The organism is Aquamicrobium aerolatum DSM 21857, from assembly GCF_900113935.1.
Classification (GTDB): Bacteria; Pseudomonadota; Alphaproteobacteria; order Rhizobiales; family Rhizobiaceae; genus Aerobium; species Aerobium aerolatum.
This window is the reverse complement of record NZ_FORF01000005.1, coordinates 37966-61255: the sequence shown is the minus strand read 5'-3', so window position 1 is coordinate 61255 and position 23290 is coordinate 37966. Positions and strand designations below refer to the sequence as shown.

Here is a 23290-nt window from a genome sequence, read left to right as displayed (position 1 = left end):
CCGGTGCGGAAAACTTGCGCGGAGACATAAAGAACACCAGCGAAATGTCAAGCCCGATCAGGATTTTCGCGTCGTTCCGTTCAATCTGAAGGCTGCCAAAGCTAGATATCCCGCGAAAAAGATTGCCAGAGACCAGGCAAAGCCATTGGGACCGAACAGATCCATTCCGATCCCGATAATTTGCGGGCCGACCAGCATGCCGATTCCGTAGCACAGAACAAATGCAGCGTTGGCCGATGCCAGGTCGCGTCCGGAGAGACGGCTGCCCAAATGCGCGAGCCCGACTGTATAGAGACCCGCGGCGACCCCGCCCCACAAAAACAGGATCGATGCGCTTGCATGCCAGTTGCCCGCAGCCAGAGGCAACAGGAGTACACCTGCAAGGCCAACGGCCGCGCAAAAAACGAGAAGGTGCCTACGGTCACGCAGGCGGTCACTGACAAGGCCTAGTGGTATCTGAAGGAGAACGTTGCCAAGCCCGACCGCAGTCAACAGGAGGGCCGCGTCGGCCTCTGTGTAGCCGATCCGCCCGCCATAGACCGGAAACAGTGCAAAGCCGCCGGTTTCGACCGCCCCGTAGACTAGCACCGCAGCCGTCGCCATCGGAACCAGCCAGATGTAGCGCAAGAAGCTGTTGCTGGACTCATCGGAAGACTCCGACATCTGAGGACTTTGGCGGTGAGCGGCCAGGACAGGAATCGCAGCGACCATGATGAAACCAAATGTGATTCCGAATGGTGCAAATCCGGCCGATCCGAGCTGCGAAAACAGCCATGGACCGAAGGCAAAGCCGAGCGACAGGACTGTCGCATAAATGCCAAGAATTAAGCCGCGGCGGTGCGCAGGCGCAGACGAGGAAATCCAAAACTCGGATAAAATGAACAGCAATGTCAGCGAGAAGTGAAGAATCGCTCGCGCGAAAAACCACATCCAGAATTCCGGCAGAAAGTAGAAGCTGACGAAGCTGACGCCGCCGGCGACGATGGCGGCGAGCATGACGCGAACAACGCCAAAGCGGCTTGCCAGTGGGGTTGCGAAGGGCGCGGCGGCGATGGACGCTATGCCAGCGACCGCGGTATTCGCGCCAATCATGGTTGCCGAATGCCCCCGCGCTTCAAGGATCATCGACAGAAGCGGGACACCGAGACCGATGGCAATGCCAACGACGCTGATCGAAGCGATCGCAGCGCAAATTGAAAGCCATCGAGTTTCAGTCGTTTCGGACTGCAGGGCCGCCATTGCGCCACCATTAATTTCAGAGAATCACACGCTGGAACCGATTGTGTCGCATGTAGTAGAACGGAACATCTCCACCCGGCGAGAGTTGCGGATCGTTTGCCAGCCGCGTTTCCAGATCGGCAAGAACGCTGCGTGTGATTGCCGGAATGTCTGCTTCCTTGGCATCGCGGATGGGAAGCCACACGAGCTCCTCCAGCTCGTTGGTCGGCCCTCCTTCGGGAAGCTCCACTGCAATATCATGGCGGAAGGCTGCAATGAAACGCGTGTCAAAGCGACGAACGCGACCGGGCGGCGTGATTGCGCGAGCAACGAAACGAAGATTGTCGAGTGCCGGAAAGACCTGGTTCTCGACGAAGCCCTGCCAGTCCGGTTTTGACGTTGCGAATTCCGCTTTGCGGCCGAGCAGAATGCCCGCTTCTTCATAAGTCTCCCGGACCGCCGACAAGGCAATGGCGCGCGCGCGTGTTGGCGAGGTGCGCTTGCCGATCAGCTTGCTTTCCTCGGCAGGGTGCAGGCCCGCGGCGATGGGAATGCGGCTATCTGCAGGATCGGTGCGACCACCAGGAAAAACGAACTTGCCGGGCATGAAGGCGTGCTTCATGTGGCGACGACCCATCAGCACTCGCACTTCCTGTCCGCTCGTGTCGAGCAGGATGAGCGTTGCTGCGTCGCGGGGACGCAGCGGACCCGAGCCAAGCGCAAAGTCTTTTCTTTCGGCGTGATCAAGCTCGGCCCGCGACATTCCGGCCAGGCCGCGTTGCTTTGTCATCACAAGATCTCAGCGTTCGGGGTGGGTTTCGAGCACATCGGGTGTGCCTGAGAAGCCGTGCATCCGCGCGGCCCATTGCAACCCGACGACCGCGCCTTTGACCGGCTGAAGCAATGCAAGACAGGCGATCAATGTAACTGGAATCCAGATAGCGAGGTGACCCCAGGAAGAGAGACCGAGCATACGTTCGGTACCCATGAAGCCGCCCAGAACAAGATGGCCAACAATCACCACGACCAGATAGGCAGGCAGATCGTCGGCGCGGTGATGATGGTAGTCTTCCCCGCAGGCTTCACAATTGTCTGCCACCTTCAGAAAACGGTGAAAGAGTTTACCAGAGCCGCAATGGGGGCATTTTCCGAGAAAACCGCGCCACATAGCCTGTCCGATCGACCTTTGATCCGTGCTCTGGCCACCATATGTCTGGTGTTGCTGCATCATGCTCTCCGTGAACGCCCCCGTTTAGCGGGATTGCGTGCTTTGGTTGCTTTACCATTGCGCGACTTGTGAAAAGACTGCCTCGAACCAGGAAGTGATTTAGGGTCGCTCAACATTTCAAAACGCATTGCGCCAGCAAGTGGCGCGACTTCAACAAGCTTTACCTCGACCTCGTCTGCCAGCTGGTAACCTTTTCGCGATCGTTCGCCAAAGAGTGCCCGAGCAGATTCATCGAATAGATAATAGTCATTGCCGAGAGTTGAAATGGGTATGAACCCGTCTGCGCCAAATTGTGGCAGCTGCACGAACAAACCGGCTTTCGTCACGCCGGAAATGCGTCCCTGGAAAGACTCGTCAAGACGCGTGGCAAGATGGCTCGCAATCAGCCGATCGACGGTCTCTCTTTCCGCCGCCATTGCCCGTCGCTCCGAACTCGATATCAGCGCCGAGATCTCGTCGAGTTGCTCTTCCTCGGTTTTCGTCAGCCCGTCCGAGCCAAGACTAAGGGCGGAGATCAGTGCACGGTGGACCAAAAGGTCCGCATATCGGCGGATTGGTGAGGTAAAGTGGGCATACCGCCGCAAATTCAAGCCAAAATGACCGATATTGTCTGGAGAATAAATTGCCTGACTCTGGCTGCGCAGAACAACCTCATTGACCAGCCCTTCGTGGTCTGAACCGGCAACGCGAGCTAGAATGCCGTTGAATGCAGCCGGTCGCATTTGCGCGCCGCGCGCAAGCGATAAACCGACCGTCTGCAGGAACTCCCGCAGCGATTCCTGCTTCGACATCGACGGCTCGTCATGCACCCGGTAGACAAGGCGCTGCCGCTTGGCTTCGAGCGTTTCCGCTGCGGCGACGTTCGCCTGGATCATGCACTCCTCGATCAGCTTGTGTGCATCCAGTCGATCAGGGACGATGACACGGTCGACTGTCCCGTCCTCCTTGAGAATGATCTTGCGCTCGGGCAGGTCGAGTTCGAGAGGTTCGCGCGCGGCACGACCGCGCTTCAGCGCAGCATAAGCATTCCAGAGCGGCTGCAGAACGGTCTCAAGCAACGGCGCGGTCTTTTCATCCGGGTTGCCATCAATCGCAGCCTGCGCCTGGGGATAAGACACTTTCGCCGCCGAGCGCATGATCACGCGGTGGAAACTGTGACGTAGCTTGCGCCCCTGGGCCGTGAAGGTCATGCGCACCGCAAGGGCAGGGCGATCTTCACCCTCACGTAGTGAACAGAGGTCATTGGAAATTCGTTCCGGCAGCATCGGCACGACGCGGTCCGGGAAATAAACCGAATTGCCGCGGTTGAGCGCTTCGCGATCAAGGGGTTGTCCAACACGAACATAGGCGGCGACGTCAGCGATGGCGACGGTGACGATGTGGCCATCGGGGTTGGCCTCATCCGTGTCGGGCTCGGCATGAACGGCATCGTCATGATCCTTGGCGTCGGCAGGATCAATGGTGATGAGGGGAATCGCGCGGAAGTCCTCTCGTCCATTCGTTGTCGCGGGCTTCGCCGACTCGGCTTCGTCGAGTGCCGCCTGCGGAAAAATGTGCGGAATGTCATGAGCGTGGATGGCGATCATCGAAACCGCCTTCTCACTGGTCATGGAACCAAGGACGGTCGTGACCTTTGCCTTCGCCAGCCCGTAACGGCCGCTCGAAATCGGTTCCACTTCAACCAGATCGCCACTTTTGGCGCCGTTTGTGTAGTCCGCTTCAACGATCAGTTCATCTTGCCGGCGTTCGACAGGCTCAATTCGGAACGTTCCGTCTCGAAGTTCGCGGAACACGCCCAGAACCGCATCACGCCGCTTTTCCAGGATCTTCAACACCCGGCCGGTATAGGCCGGTCCGGTATCCTGATCGGTCGGGAACACCTTGGCCAAGACGTTGTCGCCGACACCGGGTGTGCGTGCCTTATCCGCCCTTGGCGGTTTGATGGAGACGGTGGGGGCGGGGCCGTTGGTGTCCGGCCACTCCATCGGTCGAGCCATCAGAAGACCGTCACCATCTCGTCTATCGATAGACAGCACGACGATATGGGGAAGGGCGCCGGGGCGCGTGAACCTCTTGGCGCGCTTCTCGAGTTTGCCTTCGTCCTGAAGCTCGCGAAGCAGATCCTTCAGCCAGATGCGGTCCGGACCTTTCAGGTTGAACGCCTTGGCAAGCTCGCGTTTTCCTGCCTGATCAGGATTCAGCTTGACGAATTTCAGGATTTCTTCCCGCGTGGGGCGGAAATTTCCGGCTGGGGAGCTGTCGCCCTTCATTCCTGAAATTCGTCTGGCCAAAGGCGTTTATTCCTCAGAGGTCTTGGAGGCGGGTTTCTTGGCCGCCGGTTTCTTTGCTGCCGCTTTCTTGACTGCAGCAGGCTTCTTTTCGGCTGCTGCCTTCTTGGTTGCAGGAGCCTTTTTAGCGGCAGGCGCTTTCTTGGCCTTGGTCGTGCCAGACTTTCCAGCCTTCGCGGAAATCAGCTCCAAGGCCTCTTCGACGGTCACGGACGCGGGATCTTTACCCTTCGGGAGTGTGGCGTTGATCTTGCCCCAATTCACATAGGGTCCGTAACGGCCATCGCGAACCGTCATTGCACCGCCGTCAGGATGGTCACCCAGCTCCTTCAAGGCGGCCGCCGCTCCACGCTGGCTTGAGAAGCGGGACTTCTTTTCTGCCAACACCGTTACGGCGCGGTTGAGGCCAATGGTGAACACATCCTCGATGGTTTCGACATTCGCATAGGTGCCATCGTGCAGCACGAACGGACCATAACGACCGAGGCCTGCGGTAATCATCTTTCCGGATTCGGGGTGAGCACCGACATCGCGTGGCAGCGCCAGCAGCGATAGCGCCTTCTCAAGATCAATATCTGCCGGGGTCCATCCTTTCGGCAGACTTGAACGCTTGGCTTCCTTGCCTTCGCCGCGCTGAATATATGGACCGAACCGGCCGCTTTTCAGCAGGATGTCTTCGTCTGTAGACGGATCCTTGCCGAGCAGACGATCTCCGTTATCGCCGGCCCCTTCGCCATTACCATTGACGGCCTCGCCGAGCTGACGCGTAAAACCGCATTCAGGGTAGTTCGAGCAACCGACAAATGCACCGAACTTTCCTAGCTTCAAGGACAGATTGCCACTGCCGCATTTCGGGCAGATGCGCGGGTTCGAGCCATCCTCACGCTCCGGGAACACCAGAGGAGCGAGATCTTCGTTGAGGGTGTCGAGAACGTCGGTGACGCGCAGTTCCTTGGTCTCGTCAACGTGGCCAGAAAAGTCTTTCCAGAATTCGCGCAGAACGTCCTTCCAGGCCAGTTTCCCGTCAGAGATTTCGTCCAGCTTCTCTTCAAGCGCTGCGGTAAAGTCGTATTCGACGTAGCGGTTGAAGAAGTTTTCCAGAAACGCGGTTACGAGTCGTCCTTTGGCCTCCGGGACCAGACGGCGCTTGTCGATGCTGACATATTCGCGATCTTCGAGCGTCTTGAGCGTCGCGGCATAGGTCGATGGCCGGCCGATTCCGAGCTCTTCCATCTTCTTGATGAGCGATGCTTCGGAGTAGCGCGGAGGAGGCTCTGTCGTGTGCTGCGTTACCGTCACCGACTTGCGGGCAAGATTCTCACCAGTCTTGATTTCCGGCAGACGGCGGCTGTCCTCGTCTTCAGAATCTTCTTCTTTCTGCTCCATGTAGGCAGCAAGAAAGCCGTCAAAGCGTACAACAGAGCCAACTGCACGCAGGTTCGCCGTGCGCGTTTCGTTGCGTGCCTCGATCTCTACCGTTGTGCGTTCGATTTCGGCGGGCTGCATCTGGCTCGCCATCGCGCGTTTCCAGATGATTTCGTAAAGGCGCGCCTGATCGGCGTCGAGGAACTTGCGAGCCTCGGCTGGCGTGCGCGAGAAATCGGTCGGGCGGATTGCCTCGTGCGCTTCCTGGGCGTTCTTTGCCTTGCTCGAGTAGAACCGCGGCTTCTCCGGCAGGTATTTTTCGCCAAACTCCTTGGCGATCATGCTGCGCGCGGCAGAGATTGCTTCCGGTGCCATCTGAACGCCGTCGGTTCTCATGTAGGTGATCAGACCGGTCGTCTCACCTCCAAGCTCAACACCTTCGTAGAGACGTTGGGCAACCTGCATTGTGCGCGACGCCGAGAACCCCATCTGTGATGACGCAGCTTGTTGCAGCGTCGATGTGGTGAAGGGCGCGGCCGGGTTTCGTCTGGTCGGCTTGGCTTCTACCGATTGGGCGACAAAGCTCGCGCCTTGGAGCATCGCCTTGATGTCGGCAGCCTGTTCGGCTGTCTTGATGTCGAGTTTTTGCAGCTTCTTGCCTTCGAAGCCCGTCAGACGAGCCTCGAAATCTTCTGCGCGCGGTGTCGCCATCAATGCTGCGACCTGCCAGTAGTCCTCACGAATGAAGCGTTCGATTTCGGATTCGCGATCGCAGACAAGACGGAGCGCAACAGACTGCACACGACCGGCAGACCGAGCGCCGGGCAGCTTGCGCCACAACACCGGAGACAGGGTGAAGCCTACCAGATAGTCGAGCGCGCGGCGCGCCAGATAGGCGTCGACCAGCGGCACGTCGAGATCTCTCGGATTCGCCATTGCGTCGAGAACCGACTTTTTGGTGATTGCGTTGAAAACGACGCGCTGCACGGATTTGTCCTTCAGCGCCTTCTTTTGCTGCAGGACTTCGAGCACGTGCCAGGAGATTGCCTCGCCCTCACGATCCGGGTCAGTCGCCAGAATGAGGCTGTCCGCAGACTTGAGAGCTTTGACGATGTCAGCCAGACGTTTTGACGAGGGGCCGTCGACTTCCCACGACATCGAAAAGTCATCGTCGGGACGGACGGAGCCGTCTTTGGCCGGCAAATCGCGGACATGGCCGAACGATGCCAGAACGGTGTAATTCGGGCCAAGATACTTGTTGATAGTCTTTGCCTTGGCAGGCGACTCGACGACGACAACGTCCATTGGTTGGTGAGTTTCCCCTTGACGCACGCAAATCTGGCGTCGCTTTGCAAATTCAGAACAGCCCGTCACATGGCTGCGCTTTGCAGTGCGGTCAAGGGCCGTCGTGTCTTTTCAGAACGATCTGCCAGTGAATGCAACCAAAAAGTGCAGTTTCGGATATTGCAATCCAGGACCATTAGCGTATTCTAAATTTCTCGCACTGGTTGTCTGGATTGTAAATTACAACCTTGTGACCAGTGTGGAACAATCCTCGGAAATCGCACGTGGGGGCGGAAATGAGGTACACACAGTCGAGCCAGCGTCGTACCGCGACCTTGGATTACATGCAGTCGATGTTGGGACAGATGAGGACTATGGCTGCTGCCGAGCGTTGCGACATGCTCGTTTACCTGGTGGAGATGGCCTATCTGGAGGTCAGCGACATCATTCGCGGCGACCGTCCTTTACGCGTTAGGGACGAGAGACACTGAACCTCCAACATGGCGCTCGAGACGGCCGGCAAGATCAAGCTCCAACAGGATGCTGAACACCTGCGAAGGATGGAGGCCAGTGTGTCGGATCACATCGTCGAGCTGAATCGGTGTTGGCCCCAGCGCTTCGATGAGGCGCTCCGTGTCGCTCTGGGCTGAGGGCACGACAATGCCCTCGTCGCCGGGGCAGTCTTCCGCAAGCAGGATGTCGCGTTCTCCGCGTGTTTGAGCTGCCAGCGGTGTGAGAGCGTCCAGGATATCCGCGGCTTCCGTTACCATCAGTGCACCGTCTTTCAGTAGCTGATTGGCGCCTGCCGCACGTGGGTCTAGCGGTGAGCCGGGAACCGCGAACACCAACCGTCCCATCTCGTTTGCCAGCCTCGCGCTGATCAATGAGCCGGATCGCTTTGCTGCCTCCACCACGACCAGCCCAAGTGCGAGTCCGGCCACCAACCTGTTGCGACGTGGAAAGTCCTTGGCTCGCGGCTCCCAGCCGAAGGGCATTTCGGATATCAGTGCGCCGCGCTCTGCAATCTGTCCGCACAACGCGATATTCTCTGGAGGGTATGGACGGTCCAGCCCCCCTGCGAGGACGGCAATTGTTCCCGTATCAAGACTGGCCTGATGCGCAGTGGCGTCAATGCCGCGCGCCAGGCCAGAAACCACAGCAAACCCTTCGTGCCCCAATGTGTTCGCGATAATGCGCGTAAATTGCATTCCGGCGATCGACGCATTTCTCGCACCGACGATTGCCACGGATGGCAGTGTGAATGTTGCGGCGTTGCCCTTGACCGCGAGCAGCGGAGGGGGCGCATCCATCATGCGCAGCATGGGCGGATAGTCAGATTCGCCTATTGCAACGAAATTTGCGCCGTGGCGTTGGGCACTGAGTATCTCAGCCTCTGCGTCTGCCTGCGACGCGATCCGAATCCGCCTCGCAGCACCACCTCGCAATGCCAATTCAGGCAGAGCATCCAGTGCGGCTTCGGCCGAACCGTATCGGTTGATCAGGGTCCGGAATGAAACCGGACCGACATTTTCGCTACGGATAAGGCGCAGCCAGTTCAGCCGTTGCCGGTCGGTAAGCCTGAGGCTTGCCGACGGCGCGCCGCTCACCCCTTCGCACCGATCTTGGATTCTTTGCCTGATACGAGCCGCGTGATGTTTGCTGCATGCTTGATGTAGACGAGAGCTGTCAGGGCAAGAAGCGCCAGCGCAAAGTCGGGCAGGCCGACAATATAGAGCACGAGTGGGGACACGGCGGTCGCAACAAGCGCGGCAAGCGAGGAATAGCGCGAAAGAAATGCCACCGCGAGCCAGGCTGCTGCAAAAACGAGCGCCGCTTTCCACGAAAAGGCGGCGAGAATGCCCAGATAGGTGGCGACTCCCTTGCCGCCTTTGAAGCGCAGCCAGATCGGGAAGATATGGCCAAGGAACGCGCCGACGCCTGCAAACAGCGCCGCGTCGCTGCCCCAGTTTGCAGCGATCAATACCGCCGCAGTCCCTTTAAGGGCATCAAGAATCAGAGTGAGAGCTGCCAGACCCTTGTTGCCCGTACGCAGGACGTTGGTCGCGCCGATGTTGCCGGAACCGATCTGTCTTACATCACCGAGCCCGGCGGCGCGTGTCAGCAACAGCCCGAAAGGCACCGAGCCCAGCAGATACCCAAAGGCGAGTGCGATGTAGATCGGCGACATACAGGACCCCTGAAGGTGTTGGCTGGCTCAGGCCTGATGGACTGTGCGGCCAGCGACTAATGTTTGCAAGACCTTGCCCTGAAGGCGCGCGCCTTCAAAACAAGTGTTTTTTGAACGGGAGCGGATATCGCGCTCGTGGACAACCCACGGTTCTTCCAGATCGACCAGTATCAAATCGGCACGCGCGCCCGGCGCCAATGTTCCCGCAGATAGACCGAAGCGCTTTGCCGGCGCACTGGAAAGGGCATCGACAATTCGCAAGAGTGGCACATCGCCGTTGTGATAGAGGCGCAGCGCGGCAGACAGGAGTGTCTCCAGTCCGATTGCACCGGGTTCAGCATCGGCAAACGGCAAGCGCTTGGTGTCCACGTCTTGCGGATCGTGCGATGAGACGAGAATGTCGAGCGTCCCGTCCCGCAAGGCCTCGACCATGGCAAGCCGATCTTCCTCGGCGCGCAACGGCGGCGTCAGGCGGAAAAATGTGCGGTACTCCCCGACATCGTTTTCGTTGAGGGAAAGGCTTGCGATGGATGCGCCAGCGGTGACCTTGGCTCCGTCAGCCTTGGCGCGTGCGATGGCCTGCATCGACATTGCGGTAGACAAGGTGGCAGCGTGATAATTGCTGCGTGTCAGCCGCGCCAGCAACAGGTCGCGTTCCAGCGGGATGAGTTCGGCTTCGCGCGGGATCCCCGACAGGCCGAGCCAGCTGGCGAAAAGTCCCTCGTTCATCACACCTGTAGCCGACAGGTGAGGATCTTGCGTCACGTGATCGATGACGGCACCGAAGTCCCGCGCATAGGTTAGAGCGCGCCGCATGGTCTGCGAGTTGGCGATGGTCTTGCGGCCCTCGGTGAAGGCAACCGCGCCGGCTTCACGCAGCAGGCCAAATTCGGTCATCTCTTTGCCTTCAAGGCCGCACGTGATTGCGGCGGCAGGGAAGACATTGACGACAGCGGTGTCGCGCGCGGTGCGCAGTACAAACTCCACCAGAGCCACATCGTCGATTACCGGGTCGGTATCCGGCATCATGATGATAGAAGTCACGCCACCGGCTGCTGCTGCCTGACTGGCAGAAGCGATGGTCTCTCGATGCTCTGCGCCTGGTTCTCCGATATGTACCCTTGCATCGACAAGGCCGGGTAAAATTGCCTTGCCGGAGCAGTCGATCACGGTTGCACCCTCAGGGGCGCCTTGATTGAGCGCTGCGGAGCCCGCTGCAATGATGGCCGTTCCATCGGTGATGACCGTGCCGATCTCGTCGAGATTGCGCGACGGATCGACGATCCGTGCGTTGTGGAAGACTGTCACGCTCATGCCGCGTCTCCTGCTTCCGTACGGCGCGGATCGAGCAGCGCTTCCATTACCGCCATGCGGACGGCGACGCCCATTTCCACCTGATCCTGGATCACGCTTTGCGGTCCGTCGGCGATCTCGGAGGCGATTTCGACGCCTCGGTTCATCGGGCCGGGGTGCATGACCAGCGCGCCTTCCTTTGCATGTTTGAGTTTTTCGGCGTCGAGGCCCCAGTAGCGAAAATACTCGCGTACGGATGGGACGAATGCACCTGCCATGCGCTCTCGCTGAAGCCGCAGCATCATCACCACGTCCGCGCCTTCGAGGCCTTCTTTCATGGTGTTGTAAACCTCGACGCTCATGTCGCGGATGCCCGATGGAAGCAGTGTCGAAGGTGCGACGACACGAACGCGTGCCCCGAGTGCGTTGAGCAAGATGATGTTGGAGCGTGCTACGCGCGAGTGGAGAACGTCTCCGCAGATCGCGACAGTCAGGCCACCGATTCGTCCAAGAGCACGACGGATGGTCAGTGCGTCGAGAAGGGCCTGGGTCGGATGTTCATGCGCGCCATCGCCGGCATTGACGACCGCGCAGTCGACTTTCTGCGCCAGCAGGGCGGCTGCGCCTGCCGAAGCGTGGCGGATTATCAGGATGTCGGGCCGCATCGCGTTCAGAGTCATCGCGGTGTCGATGAGCGTTTCGCCCTTTTTCACCGAAGAAGATGCTACGGACATGTTCATGACGTCGGCGCCTAGCCGCTTGCCGGCCAACTCGAACGACGCCTGCGTGCGGGTCGACGCTTCGTAGAAAAGGTTGATTTGGGTGCGTCCGCGCAGGCTCGTGGTCTTCTTCTCCGACTGTCGCGAAATCGCGACCGCGTCGTCGGCGCGGTCGAGCAGCAGTTCGATGTCGATTGGAGAAAGACCCTTGATGCCCAGCAGATGGCGGTGGGGGAAAAGCGGGAGGGGCTGTGGCTTGGTCATATCAAAGCCGTGTAATAGGCAAGGGTGACGGTCGTCGCAAGCGGCGTTGCGCAAATGCGCGGGTTTTTCCTCGCATGCGCATGTCTTTTGCCTATAACACTGACCAGCCGAACGCGCGACATCTCAGGAGGGCAGACCTTGACGCACGAAGTTTTGAATCAGAGCCCGCCTTTGACCGGCAACAGCGCATGGCGCGCAGACCCGCTTCTGGTTCAGCTCGCCGAATCATGCCCGGAACCGATCCGGCGCGAGTTCGATCAGCTTGGGCGTTATGTGCGCTCGTCGGAGGCGCAGGAACTGGCACGGCTGGCAAATACCGAAACGCCGAAGCTGCGCACGCATGACCGGTTTGGCAATCGTGTCGACACGGTCGAGTATCACCCATCCTATCACGCGCTGATGCGGCGTTCGATTGCAGTGGGGCTGCATTCGTCAGCGTGGGAAAACAACCCTGCGGAGGCGGGCAGGCGACATCAGATTCGCGCGATGCGCTTTTACATGACCTCCCAGCTGGAGTGTGGCCATCTGTGCCCTATTACGATGACCAGCGCCTCCCTTGCGGCACTTATGTCTAGCCCGAAGCTGTTTCGGGAGTGGGCACCGCGTGTCACCACCCGCAAATACGACCAGTCACAGAAGCCGCCGGTGCAGAAGAATGGTCTGACGATCGGTATGGGCATGACCGAAAAGCAGGGTGGCACCGACGTTCAGATCAACACGTCCCGTGCCGAACGCGTCGGAAACGGCTTCTACCGCATCACCGGTCACAAATGGTTCATGTCTGCGCCCATGTCGGACGCATTCCTGATGCTTGCGCAGGCAAATGAGGGGTTGTCGTGTTTCCTCGTCCCGCGAATTCTCGGCGACGGCAGCCACAACGGCCTGAATTTCCAGCGACTCAAAGACAAGCTGGGCAATCGCTCAAACGCCTCATCGGAGGTGGAGTTTAGCGGCTCCATTGCCGAAATGGTCGGCGAACCGGGATCCGGTGTGAAAACCATCATGGATATGGTCACGCTGACGCGCCTCGACTGCGCGTTGGCTAATGCAGGCCTGATGCGTGCGGCTATGAGCGAAGCAGTCCATCATACGCGGCACCGCAGGGTTTTCGGGAAAGCGTTATACGGCCAGCCGCTGATGCAGCGTGTTCTTGCGGACATGGCCCTGGATGTCGCTGGAGCAACCGCGTTGTCGATCCGGCTTGCGCGCTCGTTTGATGAAGCTGCAAATTCCAAAGGGGAGGCGGCGTTTGCGCGCTCAATGACGCCGGTCGTGAAGTACTGGGTTTGCAAGATCGCGCCTGCGCTGATCTACGAGGCGATGGAGTGCATCGGCGGGAACGGTTATGTCGAAGAAGGCCCGCTGGCGCGCTACTACCGCGAGGCTCCGGTCAACGCGATCTGGGAAGGTTCCGGCAATGTCATGGCGCTGGACGTTCTGCGCGTGCTGCGACGCGCTCCGCAGTTATTCGATGACGTGTTGATCGACATAGCACGGGACCTTGGACCTGCCGGCAAGGGAACGCTGGGCGTGTTGCGGGCGGCGCTACAGGTTGCGGCGTCTGATGAAGGGTCTGCGCGACTCCTCACTGAGCAGCTTGCGATTGCAGCCGCTGCGGCAGAATTGCGCCGGCTGGGGGCAGGGCAGATTGCCGATGCCTTTGTCGAATCGCGTCTGGCAGGCCAGTGGCGCGCCACATATGGCATGCTTGATGCGCGGCACGATGCGCGGATGATTCTGGATACGCTCTATCCAGAGCTCAACTGAGCCACCATCGCGAGCACGATGGGAATGGTGAAAAATGCCAGAACGGTCTGCAGTGTCGCGACCGTGGCGTAGAGTTGTGCGTCGCCGCCAAGCTGCCGGGCCAGCATGTAGCCATTCATCGCGGTAGGTACGGCCGCGCACAGGGCGAGGTAGGCAAGCTGATTGCCGCTTACGCCCAACATCATCGCAATCGTGATCAGCAGGACCGGGAACACGATCAGCTTCATGATCACGGGCACCCAGACTGCCAACCGAAGGGTCGTGAGATCCGCAGGACGAAGGCTTGCACCGATGGCGATCAGGCCGAGGCCCAGTGCAGCATTTCCGACGAGCTTCAGCGTCTCGTTCAGCGGTTGATAAAGCCCGAAAGGCAGCAAACGAAAAAGCAGTGCAGCAGACACCGCGATCACAAGCGGGTTCAGTGCGACACGAAGAATGGTTCGACCAATGCTGACGTTGCGGTCAGCAAACCGCATCACGACATAGATCACCACGACGTTGATCGGCACGATGATGCCCGCCATCGCCAGTGCCACGACCGCAGCACCTTCAGGCGCAAAGATTTTCTGAGCTATCGGGAGCGCAATGAAGCCGTTCCAGCGGATGGACGTTTGAAACACCGATGAAAATTCGCTGACTTTGATCGCACCACCACCACGCAGCAATGGCCACAGTATGCCGGTGAGCGCCATCATCAGACAAATGCTGAGCAGTAGCGCCAGGAGCATTGCGTCAAGCTTGAGGCCGGAGAAGTCGGCGTTGTAGATCGTCACAAACAGCAGCGACGGGTAGAGGAACCAGTAGCTGATCTGCTCCATTCCCGGCCACGCGGTTTCGGCGATCACCGGCGTGCGGCGTAGCGCGAACCCCGCAACGATGAGAAGAAAGACGGGGAGGATGCTTTCGAAGATGATGGTCATTGCGGCTCGGCGATTCAGGGTGCCAACCGCATAGGGTGCCGCATCGGAAGTGTAAAGTTGATGCGAGCCTCAAAGCACGACTGCTCTGAATTCATGACGGTCGTTAACCTTAACAAATAGTTTGCATTGCCGATAAGGTTAACGAGGTTCAAAGTTCAGCGTGGTCGCATGAACTCTCTCCCTTTCGGGGTGCGGCGTTACCTGCCGATCGCGTGCCGTCCAGTCTCTGACACCGCCGGAGTATCAAACCATGCGCTACATCCTGATATTTTGGGGGCTGCCGATGGCGATATTTTGGGGCTGGTATTTTCTGTCCTACTACGACATCAACTTTGGACTGCTGTTCTTCAGTCGCGTCGTTCATGATTTTGCGTTTGAATTCTATGGCGACATGCTTGGGATTGAGGCTGCCGCGATCCCGTCGATGGTAGCGCGTGCCTGTCTCATCGATACCGCGTTGATCTTCTCGATCTACGCGTTCCGAAAGCGTCGGGAGATACGAAACTGGTGGCGGGGCAGTCAGCCGAATGTCATCCCCGACGCAAAGCTCGAATTCGGTCGAGTGCCCCCTGCAGAATGAATGCTGCGGCGACGGAATCGATCCGGTCGCTGCGCTTCTTGCGTGACACATCCATTGAAATAAGCGCGCGCTCCGCTGCGACGGTCGACAGACGTTCGTCCCAGTAGATGAAGGGGAGGTCCGTCAGTTTTTCCATATTTCTGACAAAGGCGCGGGTGGCCTGAACGCGTGGTCCTTCGGAACCATCCATGTTCACCGGCAGGCCGATAATCGCGGCTGCGACGTTGTCCTTTGCGAAGGCCGCCAACAAGAGCTCGGCGTCGAGCGTGAACTTCTTGCGGGCGATGACTGGTCGGGGATGAGCGAAGGACAACCCCGAGTCTGAAACGGCGAGACCGATTGTCTTGGTTCCGAGATCCAGGCCCGCGACGACTGCACCCATCTCAAGCCGTTTCGACAATTCGCTGATGTCGATGGTCGCCATTGTCTGAACCCTCTTGGACTTGTTACGCCGGGGTTCTATCGTCCCGCACGAACAAAAGCGAGAACAAGAGGATTCCATGAAACTGACATGGTTCGGCCATTCGGCATTTCGAGTTGAGGCAGCAGGTGCAGTGATCCTGATCGATCCGTTCCTGTCGGGTAACCCATCTTGGGGTAAGGGGTGGGAGGAGGCAGCCGAGGGCGTCACCCATGTTCTGCTCACCCATGGCCACAACGATCACATCGGTGATGCGCTTCCGATCCTGAAGAAGACCTGCGCCATGCTCGTGGCCAATCCGGAAATCTGCGATTTTCTTGGAAAACAGGGGGCCGAAAAACTCAATATGGGCAATCACGGTGGGACCGTCGATTGCGGTGGATTCACCACGACCTTTGTCAACGCTGCGCATTCTTCCAGTTTTACGATGCAGGACGGCAATATCTATCTCGGGAACCCGCATGGACTGGTGCTGCACTTCCCCGACGATAAGACGCTGTATCACATGGGCGACACGGACATTTTCTCCGATATGGCGCTCATCAACGAGTTGCATGCACCAGATATCGGCCTGGTGCCGGTCGGTGACCGCTTCACAATGGGTGGGGCGGTGGCTGCATTGGCTTGCCAGCGCTTTTTCAGGTTCGAAGCGGTGGTGCCATGTCATTTCGGAACATTCGGCCTGCTTGATGCAACTGCCTCCAGCTTCGTAGATGGCATGGAAGGCAGCGGAACAAAGATGATTTTACCCGCCATTGGCGAAGCCTTTGAAGTTTGATGGGTGATCGACTAGCTTAAAAGACGGTGATCGATGTTGCGCTGTACCGGCCGCGCCGGTATAGCGCCTGTATCGATTTCCCAGCATTTGCCGGAGCATCCAATGTCCGTCGATACCGACACCGTAAAGCGTGTGGCGCGCCTTGCCCGCATTGCAGTGACCGAAGAACAGGCCAGTCAGATGACTGGCGAACTGAATGTGATACTCGGCTTCGTCGAGCACCTGCGTGAAGTTGACGTCGCAGGTGTCGAGCCGATGACATCGGTGATCCCTTTCGAGATGCGCAAGCGTGCGGATGGGGTGACGGATGGTGGTATCGCCGCCGATGTGGTTGCCAATGCTCCCGCCACCGAAGACAATTTCTTCCTCGTCCCGAAGGTTGTGGAGTAATCCATAACGCTTGGTGACGTGGCTGCACACAGTGGTGGCCGTTCGCGATTTTACGAAAAGAAGCTCTTCTGATGACCGACCTGACCAGACTGACCATTGCACAGGCGCGCGAAAGATTGCGTGCGAAGGAAATCTCGGCATTGGAGCTCACCGATGCCTATCTCAATGCGATTGATTCCAGCAATGAAGCGCTGAATGCTTATGTTGCGATCACTCACGACAAGGCGCGCGACATGGCTCGCGCGTCCGATGAGCGCCTTTCTGCTGGTGAAGGCGGCGCATTGGAAGGCATTCCGCTGGGTATCAAGGATCTGTTCGCCACGGAAGGCGTACACACACAGGCTGCAAGTCACATCCTCGACGGCTTCAAGCCGCGCTATGAGTCGACTGTGACCGCCAATTTGTGGGCTGATGGTGCCGTGTTGCTTGGCAAGCTCAACATGGATGAGTTTGCGATGGGTTCGTCGAACGAGACATCCTATTACGGTCCTGTGACCAACCCATGGCGCGCGAAAGACGACGACAAGGCATTGGTGGCAGGCGGTTCGTCGGGCGGGTCCGCAGCTGCTGTGTCCGGCTTTTTGTGTGCAGCCGCAACTGCAACCGACACCGGCGGTTCAATTCGTCAACCGGCAGCCTTCACGGGAACCGTCGGCATGAAGCCGACCTATGGCCGTTGCTCGCGCTGGGGTACGGTGGCCTTCGCATCTTCGCTCGATCAGGCCGGTTCGATCACACGCGACGTGCGCGACGCCGCGATAATGCTGAAGTCGATGGCATCGGTCGATCTCAAGGACACCACTTCCGTCGATCTTCCTGTGCCGGACTACGAGGCTGCGCTCGGACAGTCGATCAAGGGCATGCGTATCGGTGTTCCAAAGGAATACCGCGTCGAAGGCATGTCGGACGAAATCGAAGCGCTCTGGCAGAAGGGGCTGGAATGGCTCAAGGCTGCTGGCGCAGAAATCGTCGACATCTCGCTGCCGCATACCAAGTATGCGCTGCCCGCCTACTACATTGTCGCGCCGGCAGAGGCTTCGTCCAACCTGGCTCGCTATGATGGCGTACGCTATGGACTTCGTGTCCCAGGCAAGGACATCACCGACATGTACGAGCAGACCCGCGCCAAGGGTTTCGGCATGGAGGTCAAGCGCCGTATCCTGATCGGCACCTACGTGCTGTCGGCTGGCTATTACGATGCCTATTATGTTCAGGCGCAGAAAGTTCGAACCTTGATCAAGAAGGACTTTGACGACGCGTTCCACGCGGGGGTCGATGCGATCTTGACACCGGCCACGCCATCAGCGGCGTTCGGCATCGCAGATGAGGAACTGGCTGCCGATCCGGTCAAGATGTACCTCAATGATGTGTTTACGGTCACCGTCAACATGGCAGGGCTTCCGGCTATTTCTATTCCCGCCGGCCTGGATTCGAAGGGATTGCCGCTCGGGCTTCAGCTGATCGGACGCCCGTTCGAGGAAGAAACACTATTCCGTGCTTCCTACGTCATCGAGCAAGCCGCTGGTCACTTCCAGCCGGAAAAGTGGTGGTAGGCAGCATGATTGGTGCGCTGGGGACAGCGCGCCGTTGCGTGACGATTTGGCTGCCGGGTTCTTGTCCGATCCGGTAGCCGCAATACTAGAAAAGCGCTGGATCAGCGCGCCTGAAACGTCGGAGAACGCATGTTCTATACGCTCTCCAAGATATTCTGGATGATTGCCCAGCCGATCAATCTGATCGGCCTGCTGATCCTTCTTGCTATCCTTGCGGCGGTTGCGGGTCTGCGCCGGATAGGCCTTTTTCTTTCTATTTCAGCTTTTTTGGTGTTGGCGACCGGGGCATGGACCAGCACCGGCGCGCTGTTGCTCCATCCGCTTGAAGATCATTTTTCTCGCCCGAACCCTGCGCCGGAACAGGTCGCAGGCATCATTGTGCTTGGCGGAGGGTTTGAAGGTGCGGTCAATCTGGCCCGCGGTGGATATGAATTGAACGCCAGCGGCGACCGCTATGTCGAGGCCGCAATTCTTGCGCGTCGCTATCCGCAGGCCCGAATCGTGGTGACGGGCGGCACTGGAACGTTGGTGCTCGAAGGCGAGGGTGACGGCGCGACGGCACCACGCCTTCTGATCGCACTGGGCGTCGAGCCGGAACGGCTGGTCCTGGAGAACGACTCGCGAAATACCTATGAGAATGCTCAGTTCACGAAAGCTCTGGTAAATCTGAAAGCGGATGAAACATGGCTTATCGTCACTTCTGCGTTTCACATGCCGCGTTCGATCGGGCTTTTTCGCAAGGCAGGTTTCGACGTGATGCCCTGGCCGGCCGATTATCGCACTTCCGGCACGGAGAATTTCGGCCCGGCACAGGATAATGTCGCAGATTCGCTTCAGAACCTCTCCATCGCAATTCGCGAATGGACCGGCCTTCTGGCGTATCGAATGACCGGGCGTATCGACAGTATCTTGCCGCACAACACAGCGCCGGATGCCCATTAGGCAGGTGTAAACCATGCCTTGTTTTCGTCTATTGTGTTTATGAAGCGTAACCGCATCTCTTTATTCAAGACGTTGAATTAATTGAATTCTTGTTGAGTCAGTGAGCGCGCCTGCAGTGCGTCGACACCGTTTTGCCATTTTGTGCATTGCGGTTGCGCTGCAGGAGGGCTATTTAGCGGCCTGACGGGTGGGACCGTCGCGGCTCAACTCCGCCGCAAAACGGGGCAATCTACGGAACAGGAAAGATATGGACGAAAGCGTTCAGAAGACCTGCTGGGGCGTAACCGCCAAGGCAGCGATAGGGTTCGCAGGTATCATTCTTCTGGCATGGCTCTTCAGCGGATCTGCAAACGCAGCAGCGCTGATTATCTGCTAGGCCTAACCATAGAGAAAAGGATTTCATGAAGGCGCGGCTGGGTCCGCGCCTTTTCCTTTTTGCCTTGAAAGCCTGTTGCTGGCCGATCATCTGATGATGATGTGCCCCTTGCGTTGAACTTGCCAAAGTTCGAAACTTGCGAGGCAATCACAGGAGCCTGTCCGCTTTCATGTTTCTCTCCGTATTTGACCTGTTCAAGATCGGTATTGGACCCTCGTCGTCTCATACAATGGGACCGATGACGGCGGCCGCCCGTTTTCTGGATGAATTGCTCAGCGATGAGTGGCCACGCACCACAGGCGCGACGGTCGACAGGCTGGCGGTCAGCCTTCATGGCTCGCTCGCCTATACGGGGATCGGACACGGTACGGACAGGGCAGTCGTCCTTGGCCTGACGGGGTTGACGCCGATGACGGTCGATCCCGATGCTGTGGAGGCGGTGCTCGCCGCGGTGTCTCGGGACAAACGAGTGCAGCCGCCAAAGCATCCGGCGGCCTATCGTTTCGACCCAGACGCGGATCTCGTGCTGGACCGGAAGACACCGCTGCCCGGTCATGCAAATGGTATGGCTTTTTCAGCCTTTGATGCCAGCGACAGACTGCTGCTGCGCCGGATCTACTATTCGATCGGTGGCGGGTTCGTTGTCTCTGATGATGAACTGCAGCGGATGAAGGCGGAGGGGCCACTGCGCACGCAAGGCAACAGTCGCGAGCCTTATCCGTTCAAGAACGCCAAGGAAATGCTGGCAATGGCCGCTCGCAGCGGCATGTCGATCGCTGCGATGAAACGCGCGAATGAAGAGCGGCACATGAGCCGCGCCGAACTGAACGCCGGGCTCGACAAGATCTGGCAGGCCATGCTGAGCTGTATCGAGCGTGGGCTTTCCCAGGAGGGCATCATGCCTGGTGGGTTGAAAGTGAAGCGGCGCGCGCGACAGTTACATGATCGACTGCAGGAGGACTGGTCTCGAAACCGACCAAACCCGCTGCTTGCTAATGATTGGCTCTCCATCTACGCGATGGCAGTCAACGAAGAAAATGCAGCGGGAGGCCGGGTGGTCACCGCTCCGACCAACGGCGCGGCTGGCGTCATCCCCGCGGTGCTCCGATACTGGCTTCACTTCCATGTTGAGGCCGATGACGAGTCGATCCGCGACTTCCTGCTGACAGCGGCGGCCATCGGCGGGATCATCAAGCATAATGCGTCGATTTCAGGTGCCGAGGTTGGTTGTCAGGGCGAGGTTGGATCGGCTTCGGCGATGGCAGCCGCAGGCCTTTGCGCCGTCATGGGCGGAACGCCCGAGCAGGTCGAGAACGCCGCCGAAATTGCATTGGAGCATCATTTGGGGATGACTTGCGACCCGGTGGGAGGACTGGTGCAGGTTCCTTGCATCGAGCGCAACGCACTCGGCTCTGTCAAAGCGGTCACTGCGGCTTCGCTGGCAATCAAGGGCGACGGCACCCACTTCGTCCCGCTTGATGCTGCAATCGAGACAATGCGCCAGACAGGCATGGACATGAATGAGCGCTACAAGGAAACCAGCCTCGGCGGGCTCGCCGTCAATGTGGTTGAGTGTTGAATTGTGGACAGCCGGGTGCGAGGATTCACTACGCTTCGCTCACCACTCAGAGCATTTCCGTTCTTTCTCGAATGGCGGAGTTTGCTCTAACTCTTTGTTTTAAAGCGGTTCCGAACGCGAAATCGCTTCGCGCTTTTGCTGGAATTGGCCTAGACTGGAAAAATGTCCCTTAACCTGATCAAACTTTGCGTCGGTTGCGAAAGCGTCGAAGAGCTCGAGGGCTGGATAGCGCTCAAGCTTGACGAGAAGCGTCGAGCCGGACAGCCGGTCGAGAGTTTTCACACCACCCGCATGGTGCCCAAGCGGGTTGATGAACTGCTGGCTGGCGGTGCGTTGTATTGGGTCATCAAGGGCGGCGTACAATGCCGTCAGCGCTTGTTGGATGTGAGGCCATTTGTGGATGCTGAAGGAGTCGGGCGATGCCGGCTGATTCTCGCTCCCGAAGTCATCCGCACAGAATGGCAGCCGCGTCGCCCATTTCAGGGGTGGCGTTATCTGTCCCCTGAAGATGCGCCGGCCGACCTCGCTGGCAGCGGTGCCGACGACGAGCTGCCGCTGCATCTGCGAAAAGAACTGACGGAACTCGGTCTGCTCTAGCGTTAAGGCTTGCAAGCATCTGACTTGAGGCACATCTTTTCCGGATGAGCACTAAAAAGCCTCCGTCGCCGACCGGCAACCAGATGCCGCCTTCCAGATTGCGTTCTGCGGGAGCAGAAATAGATGCGTTTGTACGCCAGGCACGCGCCATGGCGCCGTCCAAAAATTCATCCAGCTCCGGCCGCCTGATTCTAGCGCTGGACGCCACTTTGAGCGGTCAACCGACATGGGATTTGGCCTGTTCGCTACAGGCCGAAATGTTTGACGCGGTGGGCAAGAAAGGCGGGCTTTCAGTTCAACTCGTGTATTTTCGCGGGTTCGGCGAATGCCGTGCTTCACGCTTTGTGGACGACACGACCAAGCTGAAGGAACTGATGACGAGGATCGATTGTCGCGGTGGCCAAACACAGATCGACAAGGTTCTTTCGCATGCTCTGAAGGAAAACCAGCACGGCAAGGTAGACGCAGTTGTCTACATCGGCGACGCTGTCGAAGAAGACATTGATCTTCTTGCTGACAAAGCGGGGCGTCTGGGAATGCTGGGTGTCCCGGTGTTTGCGTTTCAGGAGGGGCACGATCGCGCTGCGGAGACCGCACTACGTGAGATTGCGCGTTTGTCCAAAGGCGGATGGTTTCGCTTCGACTCAACTTCGTCAGCCGCTTTGGCACAGTTGCTGTCCGCTGTTGCCGTCTTTGCGACCGGCGGGCTAGAGGCACTGGAAGCACGTGGGCGCGACGGTGACCGGCTGATGCTGGCTTACCTTCGCGGCGGCAGGCCATGACGGTGTTGATTTATGCTGTCGCCTTGCTCTTGGCGCTCGGGACCTTGGTTGCAGTATTTCTCAAGGCAGACCCGCGCCGGCTTGCTGATGGGTTTCGCGTAGCTGGACCAGTGGCTGTGGGCGCTGTCGGGAGCCTTCTTTTACTCATCGGAAGAGCCGGTCTTGGCGGGACACTCATTTCCCTGGCGCTCGGCTGGTACGTTGCAAACAAGTCCAAGCGCGCTGCATCGAGGGGGCAGAGACGTCGCTCGACGGTACGCTCTGCAGCCTTGGAGATGGATCTTGATCATGAGACGGGAGCCCTAGACGGGCTGGTGTTGGCCGGCCGTTTTGAAGGACGGAAACTTTCTCAACTGGAGATGGACGATCTTTTGCGGCTTTCGGACGATCTGGTTGGTGATCCAGAAAGTATCCAGTTACTGGAGACCTATCTTGACGGCAGGTTTTCCGACTGGCGTGAGGGCGCGCAGGCGGACAGTGGCCGGCGGAAGGGTCGCGCGCCAGCTTCTGGCGCCATGAGCAAGCAGGAGGCCTACCAGATCCTTGGTCTTGAAGCGGGGGCCGGTGCTGCGGAGATCCGCAAGGCGCACCGCCGCCTGATGCAGCGCGTGCACCCCGACCTCGGCGGCACTTCGTTCCTTGCGGCGCGTATCAACGAGGCCAAGGACATCTTGTTGTCTGGTCACGAGTAATCCCCTTCGACACGATACTGACCGGGAATAGACTTTACCCATCCAATTTGACGTGGCCGACATCTG

The 23290-nt window shown here is 58.7% G+C and carries 22 protein-coding genes; 11 read left to right on the top strand and 11 right to left on the bottom strand.

Annotation, left to right across the window (positions count from 1 at the left end; genetic code table 11):
* Window positions 1-57 precede the first annotated feature (57 nt).
* Genes BMZ42_RS05440 through topA form a run of 5 tightly spaced genes read right to left on the bottom strand, consistent with a single transcriptional unit; the run spans window position 58 to window position 7404 of the window.
* Window positions 58-1239, bottom strand: coding sequence for an MFS transporter (locus tag BMZ42_RS05440; protein ID WP_091519609.1), 1182 nt, complete (start codon window positions 1237-1239; stop codon window positions 58-60).
* Window positions 1240-1255: 16 nt separating this feature from the next.
* Window positions 1256-2008: an NUDIX hydrolase gene (locus BMZ42_RS05435; protein WP_420492447.1), complete on the bottom strand. Its 753-nt coding sequence runs from the start codon at window positions 2006-2008 to the stop codon at window positions 1256-1258.
* Between the two features lie 9 nt (window positions 2009-2017).
* Window positions 2018-2446, bottom strand: coding sequence for a DUF983 domain-containing protein (locus tag BMZ42_RS05430; protein ID WP_244523166.1), 429 nt, complete (start codon window positions 2444-2446; stop codon window positions 2018-2020).
* Entirely contained in the window at window positions 2446-4737 is a 2292-nt protein-coding gene (gene rnr / locus BMZ42_RS05425) for a ribonuclease R (protein WP_420492446.1), read from the bottom strand. The genes BMZ42_RS05430 and rnr overlap by 1 nt, the downstream gene beginning before the upstream one ends.
* Window positions 4738-4743: 6 nt before the next feature.
* Complete coding sequence (topA, locus tag BMZ42_RS05420; RefSeq protein ID WP_091519602.1) at window positions 4744-7404, bottom strand: type I DNA topoisomerase; 2661 nt, start codon at window positions 7402-7404, stop codon at window positions 4744-4746.
* Between the two features lie 275 nt (window positions 7405-7679).
* Between topA and BMZ42_RS05415 the strand changes: the two genes are divergently transcribed.
* Window positions 7680-7874: a hypothetical protein gene (locus tag BMZ42_RS05415; RefSeq protein WP_091519864.1), complete on the top strand. Its 195-nt coding sequence runs from the start codon at window positions 7680-7682 to the stop codon at window positions 7872-7874.
* Here the strand turns inward: BMZ42_RS05415 and dprA are convergent.
* Genes dprA through BMZ42_RS05395 form a run of 4 tightly spaced genes read right to left on the bottom strand, consistent with a single transcriptional unit; the run spans window position 7848 to window position 11847 of the window.
* Window positions 7848-8990 carry a DNA-processing protein DprA gene (dprA, locus tag BMZ42_RS05410; protein WP_091519600.1) on the bottom strand — a complete coding sequence of 381 codons (1143 nt, stop codon included), beginning with the start codon at window positions 8988-8990 and terminating at the stop codon, window positions 7848-7850. The two genes, BMZ42_RS05415 and dprA, sit on opposite strands and share 27 nt — an antisense overlap.
* Window positions 8987-9571, bottom strand: coding sequence for a glycerol-3-phosphate 1-O-acyltransferase PlsY (plsY, locus tag BMZ42_RS05405; protein WP_091519598.1), 585 nt, complete (start codon window positions 9569-9571; stop codon window positions 8987-8989). The genes dprA and plsY overlap by 4 nt, the downstream gene beginning before the upstream one ends.
* 27 nt (window positions 9572-9598) lie before the next feature.
* Window positions 9599-10885 carry a dihydroorotase gene (locus tag BMZ42_RS05400; protein ID WP_091519595.1) on the bottom strand — a complete coding sequence of 429 codons (1287 nt, stop codon included), beginning with the start codon at window positions 10883-10885 and terminating at the stop codon, window positions 9599-9601.
* Window positions 10882-11847, bottom strand: coding sequence for an aspartate carbamoyltransferase catalytic subunit (locus BMZ42_RS05395; RefSeq protein WP_091519594.1), 966 nt, complete (start codon window positions 11845-11847; stop codon window positions 10882-10884). The genes BMZ42_RS05400 and BMZ42_RS05395 overlap by 4 nt, the downstream gene beginning before the upstream one ends.
* 138 nt (window positions 11848-11985) lie before the next feature.
* Between BMZ42_RS05395 and BMZ42_RS05390 the strand changes: the two genes are divergently transcribed.
* Window positions 11986-13614 carry an acyl-CoA dehydrogenase family protein gene (locus BMZ42_RS05390; RefSeq protein ID WP_091519591.1) on the top strand — a complete coding sequence of 543 codons (1629 nt, stop codon included), beginning with the start codon at window positions 11986-11988 and terminating at the stop codon, window positions 13612-13614.
* Here BMZ42_RS05390 and BMZ42_RS05385 read toward each other — a convergent pair.
* Window positions 13596-14534, bottom strand: coding sequence for an AEC family transporter (locus BMZ42_RS05385; protein WP_091519589.1), 939 nt, complete (start codon window positions 14532-14534; stop codon window positions 13596-13598). The two genes, BMZ42_RS05390 and BMZ42_RS05385, sit on opposite strands and share 19 nt — an antisense overlap.
* A 250-nt stretch (window positions 14535-14784) precedes the next feature.
* On the opposite strand from BMZ42_RS05385, the gene BMZ42_RS05380 reads away from it, so the two are divergent.
* Window positions 14785-15114: a DUF6105 family protein gene (locus tag BMZ42_RS05380; RefSeq protein WP_091519586.1), complete on the top strand. Its 330-nt coding sequence runs from the start codon at window positions 14785-14787 to the stop codon at window positions 15112-15114.
* Here the strand turns inward: BMZ42_RS05380 and ruvX are convergent.
* Window positions 15065-15538 carry a Holliday junction resolvase RuvX gene (gene ruvX / locus BMZ42_RS05375; protein ID WP_091519584.1) on the bottom strand — a complete coding sequence of 158 codons (474 nt, stop codon included), beginning with the start codon at window positions 15536-15538 and terminating at the stop codon, window positions 15065-15067. The genes BMZ42_RS05380 and ruvX overlap by 50 nt on opposite strands.
* Window positions 15539-15614: 76 nt before the next feature.
* Between ruvX and BMZ42_RS05370 the strand changes: the two genes are divergently transcribed.
* The 8 genes from BMZ42_RS05370 (at window position 15615) to BMZ42_RS05335 (ending at window position 23224) form a co-directional block, all read left to right on the top strand.
* A complete protein-coding gene (locus BMZ42_RS05370) occupies window positions 15615-16313 on the top strand; it encodes a metal-dependent hydrolase (protein WP_091519581.1) in 699 nt (232 codons plus the stop codon).
* 102 nt (window positions 16314-16415) lie between these two features.
* Window positions 16416-16703, top strand: coding sequence for an Asp-tRNA(Asn)/Glu-tRNA(Gln) amidotransferase subunit GatC (gatC, locus tag BMZ42_RS05365; RefSeq protein WP_091519579.1), 288 nt, complete (start codon window positions 16416-16418; stop codon window positions 16701-16703).
* A 71-nt stretch (window positions 16704-16774) separates the two neighbouring features.
* Complete coding sequence (gatA, locus tag BMZ42_RS05360) at window positions 16775-18256, top strand: Asp-tRNA(Asn)/Glu-tRNA(Gln) amidotransferase subunit GatA (protein ID WP_091519577.1); 1482 nt, start codon at window positions 16775-16777, stop codon at window positions 18254-18256.
* 129 nt (window positions 18257-18385) lie between these two features.
* Window positions 18386-19198, top strand: a complete 813-nt coding sequence (locus tag BMZ42_RS05355) for a YdcF family protein (RefSeq protein WP_091519575.1) — start codon at window positions 18386-18388, stop codon at window positions 19196-19198.
* Between the two features lie 545 nt (window positions 19199-19743).
* On the top strand, window positions 19744-21153 hold the full coding sequence (locus BMZ42_RS05350; RefSeq protein WP_091519574.1) for an L-serine ammonia-lyase: 1410 nt from the start codon (window positions 19744-19746) through the stop codon (window positions 21151-21153).
* A 162-nt stretch (window positions 21154-21315) separates the two neighbouring features.
* The gene (locus BMZ42_RS05345; protein ID WP_091519571.1) at window positions 21316-21750 is read left to right on the top strand and encodes a DUF1489 family protein; all 435 of its coding nucleotides are present in this window, start codon (window positions 21316-21318) and stop codon (window positions 21748-21750) included.
* 149 nt (window positions 21751-21899) lie between these two features.
* Window positions 21900-22532 carry a VWA domain-containing protein gene (locus BMZ42_RS05340; protein ID WP_420492445.1) on the top strand — a complete coding sequence of 211 codons (633 nt, stop codon included), beginning with the start codon at window positions 21900-21902 and terminating at the stop codon, window positions 22530-22532.
* On the top strand, window positions 22529-23224 hold the full coding sequence (locus BMZ42_RS05335) for a DnaJ domain-containing protein (protein ID WP_091519567.1): 696 nt from the start codon (window positions 22529-22531) through the stop codon (window positions 23222-23224). Before BMZ42_RS05340 ends, BMZ42_RS05335 begins: the two co-directional genes overlap by 4 nt.
* The last annotated feature ends 66 nt before the right edge of the window (window positions 23225-23290 follow it).

Excerpts from the sequence above, each read along its gene's own strand:
- gatA (WP_091519577.1), top strand. The coding sequence starts at position 16,775 with ATGACCGACCTGACCAGACTGACCATTGCACAGGCGCGCGAAAGATTG.
- BMZ42_RS05400 (WP_091519595.1), bottom strand. The coding sequence starts at position 10,885 with ATGAGCGTGACAGTCTTCCACAACGCACGGATCGTCGATCCGTCGCGC.
- topA (WP_091519602.1), bottom strand. The coding sequence starts at position 7,404 with ATGGACGTTGTCGTCGTCGAGTCGCCTGCCAAGGCAAAGACTATCAAC.
- BMZ42_RS05435 (WP_420492447.1), bottom strand. The coding sequence starts at position 2,008 with ATGACAAAGCAACGCGGCCTGGCCGGAATGTCGCGGGCCGAGCTTGAT.
- BMZ42_RS05345 (WP_091519571.1), top strand. The coding sequence starts at position 21,316 with ATGTCCCTTAACCTGATCAAACTTTGCGTCGGTTGCGAAAGCGTCGAA.
- BMZ42_RS05340 (WP_420492445.1), top strand. The coding sequence starts at position 21,900 with ATGGCGCCGTCCAAAAATTCATCCAGCTCCGGCCGCCTGATTCTAGCG.
- BMZ42_RS05440 (WP_091519609.1), bottom strand. The coding sequence starts at position 1,239 with ATGGCGGCCCTGCAGTCCGAAACGACTGAAACTCGATGGCTTTCAATT.
- BMZ42_RS05385 (WP_091519589.1), bottom strand. The coding sequence starts at position 14,534 with ATGACCATCATCTTCGAAAGCATCCTCCCCGTCTTTCTTCTCATCGTT.
- gatC (WP_091519579.1), top strand. The coding sequence starts at position 16,416 with ATGTCCGTCGATACCGACACCGTAAAGCGTGTGGCGCGCCTTGCCCGC.
- ruvX (WP_091519584.1), bottom strand. The coding sequence starts at position 15,538 with ATGGCGACCATCGACATCAGCGAATTGTCGAAACGGCTTGAGATGGGT.
- BMZ42_RS05430 (WP_244523166.1), bottom strand. The coding sequence starts at position 2,446 with ATGCAGCAACACCAGACATATGGTGGCCAGAGCACGGATCAAAGGTCG.
- BMZ42_RS05395 (WP_091519594.1), bottom strand. The coding sequence starts at position 11,847 with ATGACCAAGCCACAGCCCCTCCCGCTTTTCCCCCACCGCCATCTGCTG.
- BMZ42_RS05335 (WP_091519567.1), top strand. The coding sequence starts at position 22,529 with ATGACGGTGTTGATTTATGCTGTCGCCTTGCTCTTGGCGCTCGGGACC.
- BMZ42_RS05350 (WP_091519574.1), top strand. The coding sequence starts at position 19,744 with ATGTTTCTCTCCGTATTTGACCTGTTCAAGATCGGTATTGGACCCTCG.
- plsY (WP_091519598.1), bottom strand. The coding sequence starts at position 9,571 with ATGTCGCCGATCTACATCGCACTCGCCTTTGGGTATCTGCTGGGCTCG.
- BMZ42_RS05415 (WP_091519864.1), top strand. The coding sequence starts at position 7,680 with ATGAGGTACACACAGTCGAGCCAGCGTCGTACCGCGACCTTGGATTAC.
- BMZ42_RS05355 (WP_091519575.1), top strand. The coding sequence starts at position 18,386 with ATGTTCTATACGCTCTCCAAGATATTCTGGATGATTGCCCAGCCGATC.
- BMZ42_RS05370 (WP_091519581.1), top strand. The coding sequence starts at position 15,615 with ATGAAACTGACATGGTTCGGCCATTCGGCATTTCGAGTTGAGGCAGCA.
- BMZ42_RS05380 (WP_091519586.1), top strand. The coding sequence starts at position 14,785 with ATGCGCTACATCCTGATATTTTGGGGGCTGCCGATGGCGATATTTTGG.